This window comes from Bacillus sp. J41TS8 (genome assembly GCF_018333035.1).
In the GTDB taxonomy this organism is placed as follows: domain Bacteria; phylum Bacillota; class Bacilli; order Bacillales; family Bacillaceae; genus Bacillus; species Bacillus paralicheniformis.
This window is the reverse complement of sequence record NZ_BORF01000013.1, coordinates 33,930-49,472: the sequence shown is the minus strand read 5'-3', so window position 1 is coordinate 49,472 and position 15,543 is coordinate 33,930. Positions and strand designations below refer to the sequence as shown.

Genomic DNA, 15,543 nt, shown 5'->3' with positions numbered 1-15,543 from the left:
TTTGAGCGCATCCGCATTCATCCGACAAATTAATGAGCAGCTTGATGCACACTACGATGAAATGGTCAAATTGAGGCGTCATTTTCATCAGCACCCGGAGCTTTCTTTTCAAGAAAAGAAAACAGCCGCATTTATCGCTTCTTACTATGAAGCGCTCGGTATTCCTATCCGCACCAATGTCGGCGGGGGCGGAGTTCTCGCGCACATCGAAGGCGGATCGCCCGGCCCCGTCATTGCGCTTCGAGCCGATTTTGACGCGCTGCCCATTCATGATGAAAAAGATGTGCCTTACCGGTCGACGGTGCCGGGAGTGATGCATGCCTGCGGACACGACGGGCACACGGCCACCCTGCTCGTCCTCGCGAAAATTTTGAACGAACATGCCGACCGTTTAAAAGGAAAGATCGTCCTCATCCATCAGCACGCCGAGGAATATTCCCCGGGTGGAGCCAGGCCGATGATTGAAGACGGCTGTCTTGACGGTGTTGACGTGATTTTCGGAACCCATTTGTGGGCTACAGAGCCGACGGGAACCGTTCAATATCGAACAGGACCGATCATGGCCGCTGCGGACCGTTTTACGATTACGATTAAAGGCAAAGGCGGGCATGGCGCACAGCCTCATAAAACAAAAGACGCCGTGTTGATCGGATCGCAGATCGTCGCTTCACTCCAGCAGATTGTCAGCCGCAGGCTCGATCCGACTCAGCCGGCAGTCGTTTCGATAGGTTCATTTGTTGCCGAAAACTCCTTTAATGTCATCGCTGATAAAGCCGTTTTAATCGGGACGGCGCGTTCCTTCAATGATGAAATCCGCACCTTGATTGAAAACGAAATTGAACAGATTGCAAAAGGTATATGCGGCATGCATGGCGCTGACTGTGACTATTCCTTCGAAAGGGGCTATCCGCCTGTCTGCAATCATCCGGAAGAAACGGCTTTTCTCGCAAAAATCGCTAAACAGACAGAAGGCGTCGAAAACGTTGAGGAAAGCGGCATGCAAATGGGCGGGGAAGATTTCGCTTACTACCTAGAGCGCGTCAAAGGGACATTTTTCTTTACAGGCGCCCGTCCTGAAAATCCGGACGCGGTGTTTCCCCACCACCATCCGAAATTCGATCTTGATGAAAAAGCGCTGCTGATCGCAGCCAAGGTGCTGGCAAATGCCGCTGTCTCCTATCAGGAGAAAGAGCAGTCGCTCCGCGAAACGCCTGCAATGTAACAACCGAAAAAGCAAAAAACAGCCGGATCATCAATATCCGGCTGTCTCATGTATCAACCTCATATGGAAAACGTGTCTCGCTGTTTCCCCAAGATGCCCAAGCAGCTTATAGTTAGCCGTTCCGCCTATGACCGCGCCGAAGCCCGGCACAAGCTGAAACAGCTTTACAAGATCGAGATAGTCCCGGTATTCCTGCTGAAATGCCAGCCAATCGATTTCGCGCTTTTCGGTTTCCCAATGTTCAATCATACGGAAAATTTCTTTTCGGTGAGCTTCCCCTGAGAAGGCGAGCTGAAAAATATACAGAAGAAACATCCGCTCTTCTTTTTCCTTGATATCGTATCCGTAAATCGACGCCAATTCAAACAGGCATTTCATTTTGATGCCGAGCAAAAGCGGAAAGTCCGCCAGTCCGAGAAAAATCCCGCCTGCGCCTGTTCCGATCCCTTCAACGGCAGCCGCCTTTTGATACTGGGCGATCGTCTTCTGAGCCAGCTCATCTTTTTCCCTTAGCGAAAGCGTGCCTGTTTTCTTGTCAAAAGTCGTCAAATTCGAGCCGAGCAAAGTGGCCTCGACCATCTTTTTAATGCTTTCTGTTATCGCTTTATGAACTTTGGCGGGAATGCGGGCGTTGATTTTCGACTGCACGCCTTTCGACATCCGCTCAGCCATCGACGGCTTTCTGAGAAACTTCATTTTCCAGCGGATCGCTTCCTCCAAATAAAGCTGGTTTTCATTCATGCGCCTCTCACCTCTTCTTTCATCATACTTGCTTAAAAAGAAAAGGATTCATGATCTCTTGGCATTTTTCTTCAATCTGCTGTTGAAATAAGGCTTCAAAATTACAAATATAAGCAATGCGGAGCCGGCCAGTCCGGCAAGCATCCCGGTCCACTGCATCATGGCTCCGGCAACGGCAGACAAAACAAGCGCCTGGACGCTCAGAACAATGTGAAGCAGACCGAAAAAGCTCTTCCGCTTTTCTGCAGCTTTGACGGGATAAAGCTCCTGCAAGGACAAATGTGAAAAATGATCAAACAGCGGTGTCAGCTGAATTCCTGTAATGAATACGGTAAAGACGATGAGCGCCGCAGAAACCCACTCATATGTCGAAAAATAAGCGATGATGATACCAAAAATTGCGGTCAGCCTGACGACGATACCGAAATAGTCGTTTGATCTGATAAAGGCCCTTCCGTACATATATGTAAATGTCCGGCGCTGTTCATACGGAATAAACCGGAGCATCCAATCGAGATATGCTCTTCTTTTCGCCTGCTTTCTAAGATGGGGAACGTCTGTGAATAGGTTCGCAATTCTGTAGAACCGCTGCTTTCTTCTGATTTCGTCTTCAATATGCAGCTCCCATTTAAACGATTTTTTCTTATCGATCATTTTAAAATACACATACAGAGCGGCCATGATCAGGTAGACAGCTGCTGCAAATCCGTATGAAGACGCTAAAGCGAAATAGATCGCGATCGTGTTGAGAAGCAGTCTGACAATCCAGTCGGTGACCCTCATGTTTTTTTCGCCGAAAAACGTCATCCGCCATTGCATCGCTGTGTTCCATCCTTTTAAGACGAGCAGCTGAATCAGCAAGATGAAGTACGCGGAAAATGCCTGGCCGCTCGCTTCAAAATAGAGCGGTGCCAAAGCGAGGGCCGCGGCGGCCAGCGGAAAAAGCTGCGTCAACAAACTGAATCGGAAAGCCTGCTGAAAATACGGCTCCATCTTTGCTTCGAGCGGCAGCAAAAAGACGAGATCCGCTTCTTTAATTAGCGTGCGGACGTATGAGCCTGTCAAAATGAACGAAAAGATGACGGCCATCACCCAATAGGCGGGAAAACCTTCGGGCATCTCTTTCAGCCATTTGCTGTACCAGCTCGCAGCTCCTGCAAGGAAAAAAATCATGACGATGACAAGGTGGTCATTCAGCATGTATTTCAAATATGATCTTGTTTCTTTGACATACTCCTCAATTCTTGTCTTCCAAATCCCCAGAATGCTATTCATAGCTCTCTTCCTTCGTCAGTTCAAGATACAGGTCGTCGAGGCTCGCTTCTTCCATCGAAAACTGCTCTCTGAGCTCATCAAGCGTTCCTTTCGCCCGCACTTCGCCGTTATGAAGAATAATGAAGGAGTCGCAATACCGCTCTGCCGTTGCCAAAATATGCGTCGACATCAAAACGGCCGCGCCGTTTTTCTTCGCTTCGTTCATCCGCTCGAGAAGGGCATTGATCGCCAGCGGATCAAGACCGAGAAACGGTTCGTCTATAATGTACAGGTCGGGTTCGACAAGGAAAGCGCACATGATCATAACCTTCTGCTTCATACCTTTTGAAAAATGGGCAGGGAACCATTTCAGGCGCTTCTCCATTCTGAATTCTTTCAAAAGCGGCGGAAGCCTTTTCTCGAACGTTTCCTTCGAAAGGCCATACGCCATCGCCGTCAGCTCCAAATGCTCCTTCAATGTCAGCTCTTCATATAAAATCGGCGTTTCCGGAATAAACGTAAATTGGGAACGATAGCTTTCCGGATCGTCCATGAACGTTTTGCCGTTCAATTCAACCGATCCTTTGTGCGGTTCCATTAAGCCGATGATATGCCGGATCGTCGTGCTTTTCCCCGCTCCGTTCAAACCGATCAGCCCGACGATCTGCTCCCGTTCAATCGCAAATGAAACATCGCGCAGCACCGGGTTTCTTGTATACCCTCCAGTTAACTCATTAACAGTCAGTAGTGACATACGTTCGTTCCTTTCCTGCATTTTTCTTAATAGTACCAAAAACAAGAATGTATTTGAAACGTTTTCCCTCCCGCTTTTCGGCCTTAAAATAAAACGAATAATCGAATGCGCATCAGGACATTCTAATTCTTGAAGAAGGGAAAGCTTATCAACTCTGGCGAATGAGGTGTTTGTCAAAGACAAAATCGGCAAGAGTTCCTGAGTATGAAACATGTCAAGCTTAGAAATTTCTTTCATCCACTGAATTGAGAAAGCACCTGCTTTATTTGACATCTCCGTCATATAAAAAAGGTGTGACGATCAAATGAGGTGTTTGTCGCAGGAAATGTATAGGCGTTACAAGCTTTCATTTTGACGAAAATGGGGTGCTTGCAAAAGGCAGTTAACGTTTCTTCATTAAAGCGTACCTTCTTCAGGCAGGGTGAACGTTGGAGCCGTTCATCCTGTTTTTCGTGTTTTCGCGCAAATTGTGGTAATATGTTGCTTATACATAACCTTTCCCTGATGGAAAAAGGAGGAAAAGTATGAGCGACTGTATTTTCTGCAAAATCATAAACGGAGAAATCCCTTGTGCAAAGGTATTTGAAAATGAACATGTACTGGCTTTTCTCGACATCAGCCAAGTCACAAAAGGGCATACGCTTGTGATTCCAAAAGTTCATAAAACCAATATTTACGAAATGACACCTGATGTTTCAAGGGAATTTTTTGAAGCGGTTCCGAAAATCGCCCAAGCTATCAAAGACGAATACGAGCCGATCGGCTTAAACCTTCTGAATAACAATGGCGAAAAAGCGGGGCAGTCCGTCTTCCACTATCACATGCACATCATCCCCCGCTACGGCAAAGGAGACGGATTCGGAGCCGTCTGGAAAACACATGCGGACGACTATTCACCGGAAGACTTGCAGAACATTGCAGCTTCCATCAACAAGCACCTGTAATCGAGACATTGTCCAAGGGCGCCGGCAGCTGCCGGCGTCTTTTTTTCGTTCAAAAAAACTCCACATTTATCAGATCGCCCGGCACGACTAAATAGACTTTGTTCTATATTTCACACAATTCAAATTTTTTATGTATAACCGGAACCTTTTATGTTAGGATGGTTTTATATTTTTATACATGAACAGGGAGCGATTGTGATGATACGTACAACGAACTTTAACGCAGGACCGGCAGCACTGCCTTTAGAAGTACTGCAAAAGGCGAAAGACGAATTTCTTGATTTCAACGGTGCGGGGATGTCCGTGATGGAGCTGTCCCACCGCAGCAAAGAGTATGACGCCGTTCATCAAAAAGCGAAAACTCTGTTAAAGGAACTGATGGACATACCTGATGATTATGAAGTCATGTTTCTGCAAGGCGGAGCAAGCCTTCAGTTCTCAATGATTCCGATGAACTTCCTCTCCAAAGACAAAACGGCGCACTACATAATGACAGGCGCCTGGTCTGAAAAAGCGCTCGCCGAAGCGAAGCTCTTCGGAAACACATCGATCATCGCGTCCAGTAAAGAAGATACGTACAGCTATATTCCCGAAGTACCGGAGATTCCGGCAGACGGTGCTTACCTCCACCTGACTTCCAACAACACGATCTTCGGAACGCAGTGGCAAAAGTTCCCTGACGCTCCGATTCCGGTTGTCGCTGATATGTCCAGCGATATTTTAAGCAGAAAAATCGATGTTTCCCAATTTGACATCATCTATGCTGGCGCTCAGAAAAACCTCGGACCGTCAGGGGTGACCGTTGTCATCATGAAAAAAGACTGGCTCGGCAAAGAAAACGAGCAAGTTGCCAAAATCCTGAAGTACTCAACACATGCCAAAGCGGATTCTCTCTACAATACCCCTCCGACTTTTGCGATTTATATGCTGTCTCTCGTGCTGGAGTGGCTCAAGGAAAAAGGCGGCCTCGATGCCATTGAGAAACGCAATCGAGAAAAGGCCGGTATTTTATACAACGCGATCGACGAAAGCGGCGGATTCTACCGCGGCCATGCGAGAGAAGACAGCCGCTCAAACATGAACGTCACTTTTAACCTCAAAAATGATGAGCTGACAGCATCATTCATCGCAAAGGCAAAGGAAGAAAAAATGTCAGGGCTTGGCGGACACCGTTCGGTCGGAGGCTGCCGCGCTTCGATTTACAATGCCGTATCTGTTGAAGACTGCGAAAAGCTGGCGGCCTTTATGAAGAAATTCCGCGAAGAAAACTGATGGTTTATCCTGATGATGGAAGATGGCGAAAAAGGCTTCCCCATTCCTTCGAAAGTTTGATATACTACTAGAAAGCTTTCGCAATAAATGACGAGCATATTATTGGAAAGCGTAAAAAGAGCCTAGATGAGGAGAGAATAGACATGAAAACAAAAGAATTAGTGGCTATGGCCCTGTTTGTCGCCATTGGAGCGGCGCTTCACGCTGTGATTCCGCCTTTTTTCTACGGAATGAAGCCGGATATGATGCTGATCATGATGTTTATGGGAATCCTTTTGTTCCCTAGATTGCAAAATGTTCTTGTCATCGGAATCGTGACAGGCGTCATTTCCGCGTTGACGACGGCTTTTCCGGGAGGACAGCTGCCCAACATCATCGACAAACCGCTAACAGCCTTGATGTTCTTCGGCGTATTTCTGCTTGTGAAAAAGCTGAACAGCAAAACGCTTGCCGCCGCCGGATTAACTGCTGCAGGAACGGTTCTTTCCGGAACCATTTTCCTTACGGCTGCGCTGTTCATCGTCGGCCTGCCTGGAAACCAGGGGTTCATTACCCTGTTTTCTGTTGTCGTTTTACCTGCTGCCTTGATCAACACGATCTCCATGGCGGTCATCTTCCCGATCGTGCAGTCGATCATGAAGCGCTCAAGGCTGATTGAACAAGTCAAATAAAACCAGAACCTCTTCTTGAAAAGGGTTATCCTTTTTTTGAAGAGGTTTTTTTCATTTTGATGGTCAAAAAAAGGGGAATCCGCCCGATATTTTATATAAGAAGCTGAATAAAAAAAAGGAGCAGGAGCGCCAATCCTGCGCTTCCCGTGCAAAAAAGCGCTTTTTGTTTAAGAATGCGTTTCGGCGGGTAAGATGCAGAATATCCGAGAAGCCTTAAATAATAAAAGGAGCCGGCGGTAAACACAGCGCTTAAAATTGTCAAAACAATGATAATGACAGACAACCCTCTCCCTCCTTTTTTTAAAAGTATGCTAAAATAAAGCAAGCTATGCAGAAGTTTCTAAGAAGAGAAACGGATGGCCCGGCTCGAACGCCAGTATCTAATCATGAGAAGACGGGCGCCTGCCAAGCCTGATCTTTAAAAATATAACCGGGGTGATGTACATGTCAAAAGGCCGATCTTTAGCAGCTGGACTGATTGTAGGCGGTGTTATTGGCGGTGTTGCAGCATTGCTGACCGCGCCGACTTCAGGAAAAAACTTGAGAGGACAGCTAAAAGCCAACTGCGGTAAATGGGAAGACACCGTCAAAAGGCTGAAAAACGACGGAATCGCATTAAAAGAGCAATTCGTCAAAACCGCCATAGAAGGCGCAGAAATCATCAAAGACGTCGGCAGCGAACTGCAAACGTCCATCCAAGAATGGCGCGAGGAAATCAAACCTCACCAGCAGGACTTAAAAAAGGAAATCGCTGAGATTGAAGAAAAGATAAAACAGCTGGAGAAAACCTTACAAAACTAATATACTCAGCGAAAAAAATGAACCTTAAAAAAGGGGTGTGAATGGAAAATTTTCACGCTCTTTTTTTGGGTAAAATCCTGATTTCACACCGTAAAGCTGGATTTTTTAAAAATTTCGTAAATTTACATCTTTATTAATCTTTATTTTATTGGCATAATAGAAATTATAAGATAAAGAGAAGCAGGTGAAGTGAATGAATCGAGCGGAAGAGCCCTATACGGTGAAAGAAGCCCTTTTATTCAGTCAAAGAATGGCACAGCTTAGCAAGGCGCTTTGGAAGTCAATAGAAAAGGATTGGCAGCAGTGGATTAAACCTTATGATCTGAACATTAACGAGCATCATATTTTGTGGATCGCCTACCAGCTGAACGGTGCATCCATTTCGGAAATCGCCAAGTTCGGCGTCATGCACGTATCCACAGCGTTTAATTTTTCAAAAAAACTTGAGGAAAGAGGTTACCTGGAGTTTTCCAAAAAGTTGAATGACAAACGAAACACTTACATTCAGCTGACTCCGAAAGGTGAAGACGTTTTCCTTAAAATCCTCGAGTCTTACGATCCGACCCGGAATGCCGTCTTAAAAGGCGCTCAGCCCCTTCATCAGCTGTACGGGAAGTTTCCAGAAATCGTCGAGATGATGTCGATCATCCGCCATATTTACGGCGATGACTTCATGGAAATTTTCGAAAAATCGTTTTCAAACATCGAAAGTGAATTTACGAGCGAAGAGGGCAAAATGAAGAAAAAACAAGAAGCAAAAGAAGCCGGGGAATCGATAGAGATGGACAAACCGCTTGAGCCTCTTAAAAACTAAGCCAGATCGTATTGCCTGATAATGCTGATGAATTCGCTCATCAGCGGTTTGTACAGACCTTGTCTGTGAAGGGCGAAAATCGTTTCGTGCACTTCAAGTTTTTCATTTAACTGTCCCGCAAAAAGCGTGAGGAGATGATCGAACATCACATATCCTTGCGCTTTTTGTGCTTCAAGCTCCTTGGAGAGCTCTTCGCACAGCTTTTCCGTTTCCTTTGCTTCTTCCTCTGATAAGCCCTTTTCGATCAACATTTTATAATACGGATACTCTTCCATATCCGCATTGTTCAATAACAGTTTGATGTAATATTCCAGCCGCTCAAGGCGTTGCTCCATAGAGTTCATATTTGTCCCTTCTCTCCCTTTCTCTTATTTTAGCCGATATTCCCTTCTGATGAAAGTTCAACACGGGAGATTTCTGTTCCTTTTACACCCTTCTAAATTCTTTGGAAAATGACGAAATTTTTTTCGAAAAAGGGATTGATTTTTCTCATCCAGAGGAGTAAATTATTCTGAGGATTTCATATAACAGTTTGTTGAAACGGAAGGATGTCATTTATGAGTTGCTGGAAAACCATCAATCTCGTTAAAGATTATGGAGGCATGCGCATCGTGCTTACTGCCGTCAGTTTAATGATTTTATTTTTTATTCCCGAATATTTAGCGATGCAACTGATTCATCCGCAAACTGTTCAGAGAGGCGATCACGCCCTTTTGTTTGCAGGACTATTGGTTGCGGCTATAATTGCCCATAAAATTCTTCATATCTTGCCGTTGATCAGCAAGAAAAAATTAGAAAAAAAGATTTATTGGTTGAAAATGAGAACATGGAGAGAAGTTCCAAAAAACACGATGCTTGTCTCTCTTCTCTGCCCTTTTTTCGTCATCACGCCTGCTTTATTTTACGCGGGGGCTGTGATGCCGAGCTTTGCTCATTATTTCTGCATCATTTCAAGCATTCATTTCGGCTATTGTCTGCCTGATTTTCTGTTTGCCTGGAAACTGATCAAAGCGCCTAAAAACTGCTATGTCGATCAGGAAGCCGACGATTTTGATATTTTAATACAAAAATAATCCAGCCGCTCGGCACTTGGAAAATCCTTTTTTTCAGTCTATTTTCTATCTTTTTTAATAAATATTTGGTAATGTAGTATGGAGCAGAAACAGAGAGGGGGATCTCCTATCATCCTTTTTTATTTCATCTTGTTTGCGGTTTTTACTGTCTTCAACATAAACAAGCTTACAAACTCTTTATGCCTTGTCAGAGAGATTCCTGAAGAACGGCAGGATAAGGTGTTTAGAATGATTAATGTGCTGATCTTAATTTTATTGATCTCATCATTCATTGAGATTTCCTTTACGGTGTAAAGAAAAAAAGGATAGCTGCCGATCGTATTGATCCGGCAGCTATCCTTTTGTTGATTAGCATATCCAAGAAGCACCAATAATAATTAATAAGATGAACAGTACCACAAGCAGCGCAAAGCCGCCAGCGAAACCTCCTGTATAACCGTCGCCCATATTGACACCTCCTCTGCCCCAGTCGTTACATTAGTGTATGCACGAATGTCATGAAACGATTAGGCTATCGTCCAAAAGAAAAGAACCGCCTGAAAAAATGACGGTTCTTTTCTCATTTTCTAAGGTTTTAGTACAGATAAGCTGCACCAACGATGATTAATAAAATGAACAACACGACCAATAAAGCAAAACCGCTTGAGTATCCTCCGCTCATGTTATTGACCTCCTTTTCTTGATCAATATATTTGTATGAGCGGAAAGAAAATTTGACTAGACGGATGCCCCTCTGTTGAAAATCTTTTTACAGCATGTCAGAATATGATATGATACAATTCAAAGGAAAGTTTAAACTGTTATGATTAGGAGTGTTTGCATTTATGAAGAAGATTGCAATTGCGGCGATTACAGCGACAAGTGTGCTGGCTCTCAGCGCATGCAGCGGAGGAGACTCTGAGGTTGTTGCAGAAACAAAAGCTGGAAATATTACAAAAGAAGACCTTTATCAAACATTAAAAGACAATGCCGGAGCGGACGCACTGAACATGCTCGTTCAGCAAAAAGTACTCGATGATAAATACAATGTCTCCGACAAAGAAATCGACAAAAAGCTGAACGAGTACAAAAAGTCGATGGGTGACCAGCTCAACCAGCTCATTGAGCAGAAAGGCGAAGACTTCGTCAAAGAACAGATCAAATACGAACTTCTCATGAAAAAAGCCGCAAAGGATAACATAAAAGTAACCGATGATGACGTAAAAGAATATTATGACGGCCTAAAAGGCAAAATCCACTTGAGCCACATTCTTGTGAAGGAAAAGAAAACGGCTGAAGAAGTTGAGAAAAAGCTGAAAAAAGGCGAAAAATTCGAAGACCTTGCAAAAGAGTATTCAACTGACGGAACAGCCGAAAAAGGCGGCGATCTCGGATGGGTCGGCAAGGAAGATAACATGGACAAGGATTTCGTCAAAGCTGCGTTTGCTTTGAAAACCGGCGAAATCAGCGGCCCTGTGAAATCGCAATTCGGCTATCACATCATTAAGAAAGACGAAGAGCGCGGCAAATATGAAGACATGAAAAAAGATCTCAAAAAAGAGGTCCAAGAACAAAAGCAAAACGATCAAACTGAACTGCAATCTGTTATCGACAAACTTGTCAAAGATGCTGATCTAAAAGTAAAAGACAAAGAGTTGAAAAAACAAGTCGACCAGCGCCAAGCTCAGACAAGCAGCAGCAGCTGACGCCAAAAAAGCTGTCCTCCCCTCGCGGGGCCGGACAGCTTTTTTTATGCGATGGAATGACTGTCAGCCGATTTTTCATGCTGTTCTTGATCTTCATCCAATGAACGCTTCATGCGCTGTGCTTTTTCTTTTTCCATCCGTTCGATATAAATGCGGCCTTCTTTTTCGATAAAAGCCTGATCGATCTTTTCCTCTTCCTTTGCCGTCGTCATCAGCTTATAGGCGCTGAAAATAATGCCGACGATGCAAAGGTACACCCACCACGGAAACAGCAGCACGGCTTTTCCCCCTTTTTTGAATAAACTGTATATCAGACATTATGCAAAAGGGAGACAAGTTATGACGCTTATTTGTGAAAAACAGGCTTGTAAAAGGAACGATTATCCAATGCAAAGACGCGTTCGGTATACTCTCCCGGCTTGACCCGTTCGAGCGCTCTGTCCATCATATTGATCTTCGCGTCAAGGTTGTCGATATAGTGAAGAATTTCCGCTTCCTTGACCATCGGCGGCTTTGGACTGCCCCATTCGGGTTTGCCGTGATGGCTTAAAATCAAATGCTGGAGAATCAGCACTTCTTCTGAATCAATTTGAAGCTCTTCGGCTGCTTTTGCAATTTCTGTCACCATAATCGAAATGTGCCCCAGCAGATTCCCTTCGACAGTATAGGTCGTGGACACCGGTCCGGATAGTTCTTTTACTTTTCCAAGGTCATGCAAAATAACACCTGCGTACAATAGGTCGCGATCGAGCGACGGATACAGGTCTGCGACCGATTTGGCCAGGTTCAGCATGGAGACAACATGGTATGCGAGACCTGATACGAACTCGTGGTGATTTTTCGTCGCAGCTGGAAAATCAATGAATTCCTTGCCGTATTTTTTGACGAGGTGCCTCGTGATTCGCTGAATACTCGGGTTTTTCATTTCAAAAATATATTGAGTGACCGCATCCATCATTTCGTTTTTGGGAATCGGTGCAGTCTCAAGAAAGTCATCGATTTTGACATTGTCATTGTCGCCCGCAGGTCTGATGTTTCTCAGCTTCAGCTGATTCCGCCCGCGGTAATGATGAATGTCGCCGACCACTTTCACGATCGTCTGCGGGCCGTAGGTCACTTCGTCCTGCTGTTTGGCGTCCCAAAGCTTCGCTTCTATATCTCCGGACTGATCCTGGAGCATCAGCGTTAAAAACGGTTTCCCATTGCTCGCGATTCCTTTCGTTGACGATTTAATGAGCAAATACAAATCAACCTGCTCGCCAACTTCGTGCAGCATGATACCTTTTGCCATGATAAAGCTCCCTCCGTTTTCCTACATAAAATCATTATAGCACACACTTTTATTTGTTAGTTATACCCTTTACTTCCACGTTTTTCATGACGGGAGGCAGCAGGATCACATCTTCGTCGTGAAAAGCTTCTCTTACATGTTCATGACACGTAAAATACAAGATTTGCTGTTCTTCGCCTGAAAGCTTTTTTAAGATGTTCAGCACTTGTTTAAACCTCTCCTCGTCAAAGTGGACAAAGCTGTCATCCAGCTGGAACGGCAATTTGACTTCCTTTTGATGGGAGAGGGCCAGAGCGAATCGGATCGCTAAATAGAGCTGTTCACAAGTTGCCTGGGACAGTTCGTGGGCGTAAAAAACAGCCCCGTCTTTCCGCATGACCATCATGGATTCATCTGTTTCAGAAAAATAAATTTTTTCGTATTGCCCGGCAGTCAATGGGTTCAGTAATGTTTCAGCCGTTTGTAACAGCTTCGGAAGCCGAACCTTCTTATGTTCATCGATCTTGTTTTTGACCGCCTGCCGGATCAGCTTGACGGCTGCCCACTTTTTGGCCAGTTCGGCGACCCGCTCTTTTTGCATTCCGGTCTGATAGGCGAGCTCGGATACCGCTCCCGATTCCTCAAGTCTGACCAGTTCCGCATGGACATTCGCCGCCTTTTGTCTTTCTTCTGCAAGCTTATTTTCTATACGGGCTCTTTTTTCCTGCGCCTCGGCCAGCTTTCCTTTCAGTTCTGCAAGAGAGTGTTCTGATGCAAGCATGACGGCCTTCTCGTCCTGCCTGCCGAGCTCTCTTTTGAGCTGCCCGAGCCTTGCCGTTAATTCTTTTTTGGCTTGGTCGCGCTTCGCCAGACCGATGAACATCTCACGGCCGTCCGCCCCTGCTTTTTGAAAGAGTTCGCCAATTTGGGATTGGAAGTATTCCGTCTCTTTTGTCAGCTCTTTGATTTGTTCGGCGGTATGCTTTAAAGACACGTCCGCTTCCTGTTTTTGCCGAAGTTTTTCTTTTTGGGAATCAAGCGCGCTTTTCAGCTGAAACACCTGCTCTTGGACGCTTTCGCCAGCGCGGCCGAGAGATGAGACAAGCTTTCTCAATTCCGCTTCAAAGGATGCTTTTTTAGCTTGAAGGCGGCTCAGCTCTTGCTCGATATCCCGCTTTTTCAACATTTCCTCTCGGAGTTCCTTGATCAAAGCGTACGCATCGGCTAAAAATGACGGGTCGATTGACAGGTTCAGCTCTCTCAAATAGCGTTCGGTCTTCTCCTGATACGGACGGATATCCTTTTCCCACGCTTCGAACTTCTGAATCGCTCTTTCATATTCCGCTTCTCTCTGTCTGAGCTCTGCTTGTTTTGCGATAAGGAGCTGCCGGGTTTGGTCGTCCTTCCACAGCTCTTCCCTCAAAGCGTTGTCACTCACTCCGCTTTTTGTACCGCTGCGATCAATGTCGTCCAGCTGTTTTTGAATAAAAGCCGCTGCCGCGGAAGGCTCGGGCTTTTTTAGAACAACAGCGGCAAATATGAGCAAGATCGGCACGAGTAAAGCGCCCGGGAACCACTCCTTGAAAAAGAGCGCCGCAAAAGCGGCCGCGAAAGCAGCACAAAGCGCCGCTGCAAAAGCGGTCTTTCTTCTTTTCATCCGAACCTTTTGTTCTTGCTTCAGATAGGACAGCTGAAGGAGCAGCTCTTCCCGTCTTCCGGCATGGCCGCCAGCTGACGCAAGGTGGCTGAGGGTTTCCTCCTTTTGCTTGCGGACATCTTCCGGCATCACTTCATTGCTGAGAGCGGCGTGGGCCTGTTCAGCTTCCTCCAGATCAGCTCTCGCCTGCTCAAAGCGTTCGTCAAGCGACCGTTTCAGTTCACGCAGCTCGATGTATGCCTGAGCGGTTTCCTGCAGCTTCCACTCATATTCATACGCGGTGTCCGCATTGAGGATATCGCATTCCTCGATTTTCAGGCGCCCAAGCCCCGCTTGAACCCGTCCGTTAATCTGGTGAAGCTGATCAGTCAAAGACGCGATTTTTTCGGAATACGACTGGTAAAACGGATATGCTTTTAAAAGCTCTTCCGCTTCGTGCTCGAGAAAGTCTTCAGCCGGTGCAAAAGCGGCGGCCCGCTGTTCCAAACGGCGCTTTTTCTCTTCCAGCGCCTTCAGCTGAGCCGCTTTTGGATGCAGGTGGGATTCGAGCTTTTCAAGCTCAAAAAGTCCGCCTTCGGGGAAACGGCTTTCCCCTGAGCCGCCGAAAGATGCGAGCTGCTCTTCCAGCTGGCGTTTTTCCGCGGCCGCCGGCAGAATCTCAATCGCCTGCTCGATTTGTGAGACGAGGTGCTCAAGATCTTTTAGCAGTTGTCCGCTTTCCTTTATTGACGCCTCAGCGCCTTTTTTTTCGTTTAACAGGCGGTGGTAGTCGCCTTCCCGCGCTTTCGCTTTTTTCAAATCTTCGGAAAGCTTTTTTAACCGGTCGAGCTCCTGATTCAGTTCAGGTTTCCGGCCGTTCGGTTTAAACAGCTCTTCCTGCTTTTTCACGAGGCCGGCATCCATCTTTGAAATCGCATCAGAGCCGAACAGACTCGAAAACAGCAGAAAACGGCCGATTTTGTCGCGGTTGAATTTATGAATTTCCTGAAGGCCGAACACGTCAAATGAATAGATCGCTTTATACAGCTGTCTGTCGACGCCTGACAGCAGCTCATTTAAAAAACCTTCCGGCTTCGTGCTGCCGTCTTCCAGATAAACGGTGACCCGCTCAGGCTTTCCGGCCGTTCGTTCGATCCGGATCTGCCCCAAATCAGGGTGCCCGACCTCAAGCATCCCCCCGTAAATGACGCCCGTTTTCGGCTCATACCGTTTCGTCTTCGGAAAACCGAACAGCACGCTTTCAATAAACGACATGAGCGTCGTTTTCCCGGCTTCATTGAGCCCGTAGACCAAATGCAGATTTGAAGGAGACAGGCGAAATGTCTGATTGGCAAATTTACCGTATCCGTATATATGTATCGCATGTATATTCACCCTGCACCCTC

The 15,543-nt window shown here is 46.0% G+C and carries 19 protein-coding genes; 9 read left to right on the top strand and 10 right to left on the bottom strand.

Features of this window, described 5'->3' with window-relative positions:
• The first annotated feature begins 61 nt into the window (after positions 1–61).
• Positions 62–1,222: a M20 family metallopeptidase gene (locus tag KI350_RS16930; RefSeq protein WP_165395396.1), complete on the top strand. Its 1,161-nt coding sequence runs from the start codon at positions 62–64 to the stop codon at positions 1,220–1,222.
• 30 nt (positions 1,223–1,252) lie between these two features.
• Here KI350_RS16930 and KI350_RS16925 read toward each other — a convergent pair whose 3' ends face one another.
• The 3 genes from KI350_RS16925 to KI350_RS16915 are packed head-to-tail and all read right to left on the bottom strand — an operon-like array spanning position 1,253 to position 3,971.
• A complete protein-coding gene (locus tag KI350_RS16925) occupies positions 1,253–1,963 on the bottom strand; it encodes an EcsC family protein (protein ID WP_023856559.1) in 711 nt (236 codons plus the stop codon).
• Positions 1,964–2,011: 48 nt separating this feature from the next.
• Entirely contained in the window at positions 2,012–3,238 is a 1,227-nt protein-coding gene (locus KI350_RS16920) for an ABC transporter permease (RefSeq protein WP_020450803.1), read from the bottom strand.
• On the bottom strand, positions 3,231–3,971 hold the full coding sequence (locus KI350_RS16915; RefSeq protein WP_020450802.1) for an ABC transporter ATP-binding protein: 741 nt from the start codon (positions 3,969–3,971) through the stop codon (positions 3,231–3,233). Before KI350_RS16915 ends, KI350_RS16920 begins: the two co-directional genes overlap by 8 nt.
• A gap of 524 nt (positions 3,972–4,495) precedes the next feature.
• Between KI350_RS16915 and KI350_RS16910 the strand changes: the two genes are divergently transcribed.
• The 3 genes from KI350_RS16910 to KI350_RS16900 all read left to right on the top strand — a co-directional run bounded on the left by KI350_RS16910 (position 4,496) and on the right by KI350_RS16900 (position 6,858).
• Positions 4,496–4,915, top strand: a complete 420-nt coding sequence (locus KI350_RS16910; RefSeq protein ID WP_020450801.1) for an HIT family protein — start codon at positions 4,496–4,498, stop codon at positions 4,913–4,915.
• A gap of 198 nt (positions 4,916–5,113) precedes the next feature.
• Positions 5,114–6,187, top strand: coding sequence for a 3-phosphoserine/phosphohydroxythreonine transaminase (gene serC, locus KI350_RS16905; protein ID WP_212930540.1), 1,074 nt, complete (start codon positions 5,114–5,116; stop codon positions 6,185–6,187).
• Positions 6,188–6,330: 143 nt separating this feature from the next.
• Positions 6,331–6,858, top strand: coding sequence for a tryptophan transporter (locus KI350_RS16900; RefSeq protein WP_023856557.1), 528 nt, complete (start codon positions 6,331–6,333; stop codon positions 6,856–6,858).
• Positions 6,859–6,949: 91 nt separating this feature from the next.
• Here the strand turns inward: KI350_RS16900 and yhzF are convergent, their stop codons facing one another.
• Positions 6,950–7,141: a membrane protein YhzF gene (yhzF, locus tag KI350_RS16895; protein ID WP_020450798.1), complete on the bottom strand. Its 192-nt coding sequence runs from the start codon at positions 7,139–7,141 to the stop codon at positions 6,950–6,952.
• Positions 7,142–7,302: 161 nt separating this feature from the next.
• Here yhzF and KI350_RS16890 point away from each other — a divergent pair, with 161 nt between their 5' ends.
• Both KI350_RS16890 and KI350_RS16885 read left to right on the top strand, forming a co-directional pair.
• A complete protein-coding gene (locus tag KI350_RS16890) occupies positions 7,303–7,659 on the top strand; it encodes a YtxH domain-containing protein (protein ID WP_003180256.1) in 357 nt (118 codons plus the stop codon).
• Between the two features lie 193 nt (positions 7,660–7,852).
• Positions 7,853–8,473, top strand: a complete 621-nt coding sequence (locus KI350_RS16885) for an HTH-type transcriptional regulator Hpr (RefSeq protein ID WP_020450797.1) — start codon at positions 7,853–7,855, stop codon at positions 8,471–8,473.
• Here KI350_RS16885 and KI350_RS16880 read toward each other — a convergent pair.
• Entirely contained in the window at positions 8,470–8,817 is a 348-nt protein-coding gene (locus tag KI350_RS16880; protein ID WP_023856555.1) for a YhaI family protein, read from the bottom strand. The genes KI350_RS16885 and KI350_RS16880 overlap by 4 nt on opposite strands.
• Positions 8,818–9,030: 213 nt before the next feature.
• On the opposite strand from KI350_RS16880, the gene KI350_RS16875 reads away from it, so the two are divergent.
• Positions 9,031–9,546, top strand: a complete 516-nt coding sequence (locus KI350_RS16875) for a DUF3267 domain-containing protein (protein WP_023856554.1) — start codon at positions 9,031–9,033, stop codon at positions 9,544–9,546.
• A gap of 78 nt (positions 9,547–9,624) precedes the next feature.
• Positions 9,625–9,840 (top strand): hypothetical protein, encoded by a 216-nt coding sequence (locus tag KI350_RS16870; protein WP_003180249.1) that lies wholly within the window; start codon positions 9,625–9,627, stop codon positions 9,838–9,840.
• A 54-nt stretch (positions 9,841–9,894) separates the two neighbouring features.
• Here KI350_RS16870 and KI350_RS16865 read toward each other — a convergent pair whose 3' ends face one another.
• Positions 9,895–9,993 (bottom strand): YjcZ family sporulation protein, encoded by a 99-nt coding sequence (locus tag KI350_RS16865; RefSeq protein WP_020450794.1) that lies wholly within the window; start codon positions 9,991–9,993, stop codon positions 9,895–9,897.
• Positions 9,994–10,120: 127 nt separating this feature from the next.
• Positions 10,121–10,207, bottom strand: coding sequence for a YjcZ family sporulation protein (locus tag KI350_RS16860; RefSeq protein ID WP_003180245.1), 87 nt, complete (start codon positions 10,205–10,207; stop codon positions 10,121–10,123).
• Between the two features lie 163 nt (positions 10,208–10,370).
• On the opposite strand from KI350_RS16860, the gene KI350_RS16855 reads away from it, so the two are divergent.
• Positions 10,371–11,231 carry a peptidylprolyl isomerase gene (locus KI350_RS16855; RefSeq protein ID WP_020450793.1) on the top strand — a complete coding sequence of 287 codons (861 nt, stop codon included), beginning with the start codon at positions 10,371–10,373 and terminating at the stop codon, positions 11,229–11,231.
• Between the two features lie 44 nt (positions 11,232–11,275).
• On the opposite strand, the gene KI350_RS16850 is transcribed toward KI350_RS16855, so the two are convergent.
• The 3 genes from KI350_RS16850 to KI350_RS16840 all read right to left on the bottom strand — a co-directional run bounded on the left by KI350_RS16850 (position 11,276) and on the right by KI350_RS16840 (position 15,532).
• On the bottom strand, positions 11,276–11,509 hold the full coding sequence (locus KI350_RS16850) for a sporulation YhaL family protein (RefSeq protein WP_020450792.1): 234 nt from the start codon (positions 11,507–11,509) through the stop codon (positions 11,276–11,278).
• A gap of 68 nt (positions 11,510–11,577) precedes the next feature.
• Complete coding sequence (gene yhaM, locus KI350_RS16845) at positions 11,578–12,522, bottom strand: 3'-5' exoribonuclease YhaM (RefSeq protein WP_035339075.1); 945 nt, start codon at positions 12,520–12,522, stop codon at positions 11,578–11,580.
• 49 nt (positions 12,523–12,571) lie between these two features.
• The gene (locus KI350_RS16840) at positions 12,572–15,532 is read right to left on the bottom strand and encodes an AAA family ATPase (RefSeq protein WP_065643328.1); all 2,961 of its coding nucleotides are present in this window, start codon (positions 15,530–15,532) and stop codon (positions 12,572–12,574) included.
• Positions 15,533–15,543: the final 11 nt, after the last annotated feature.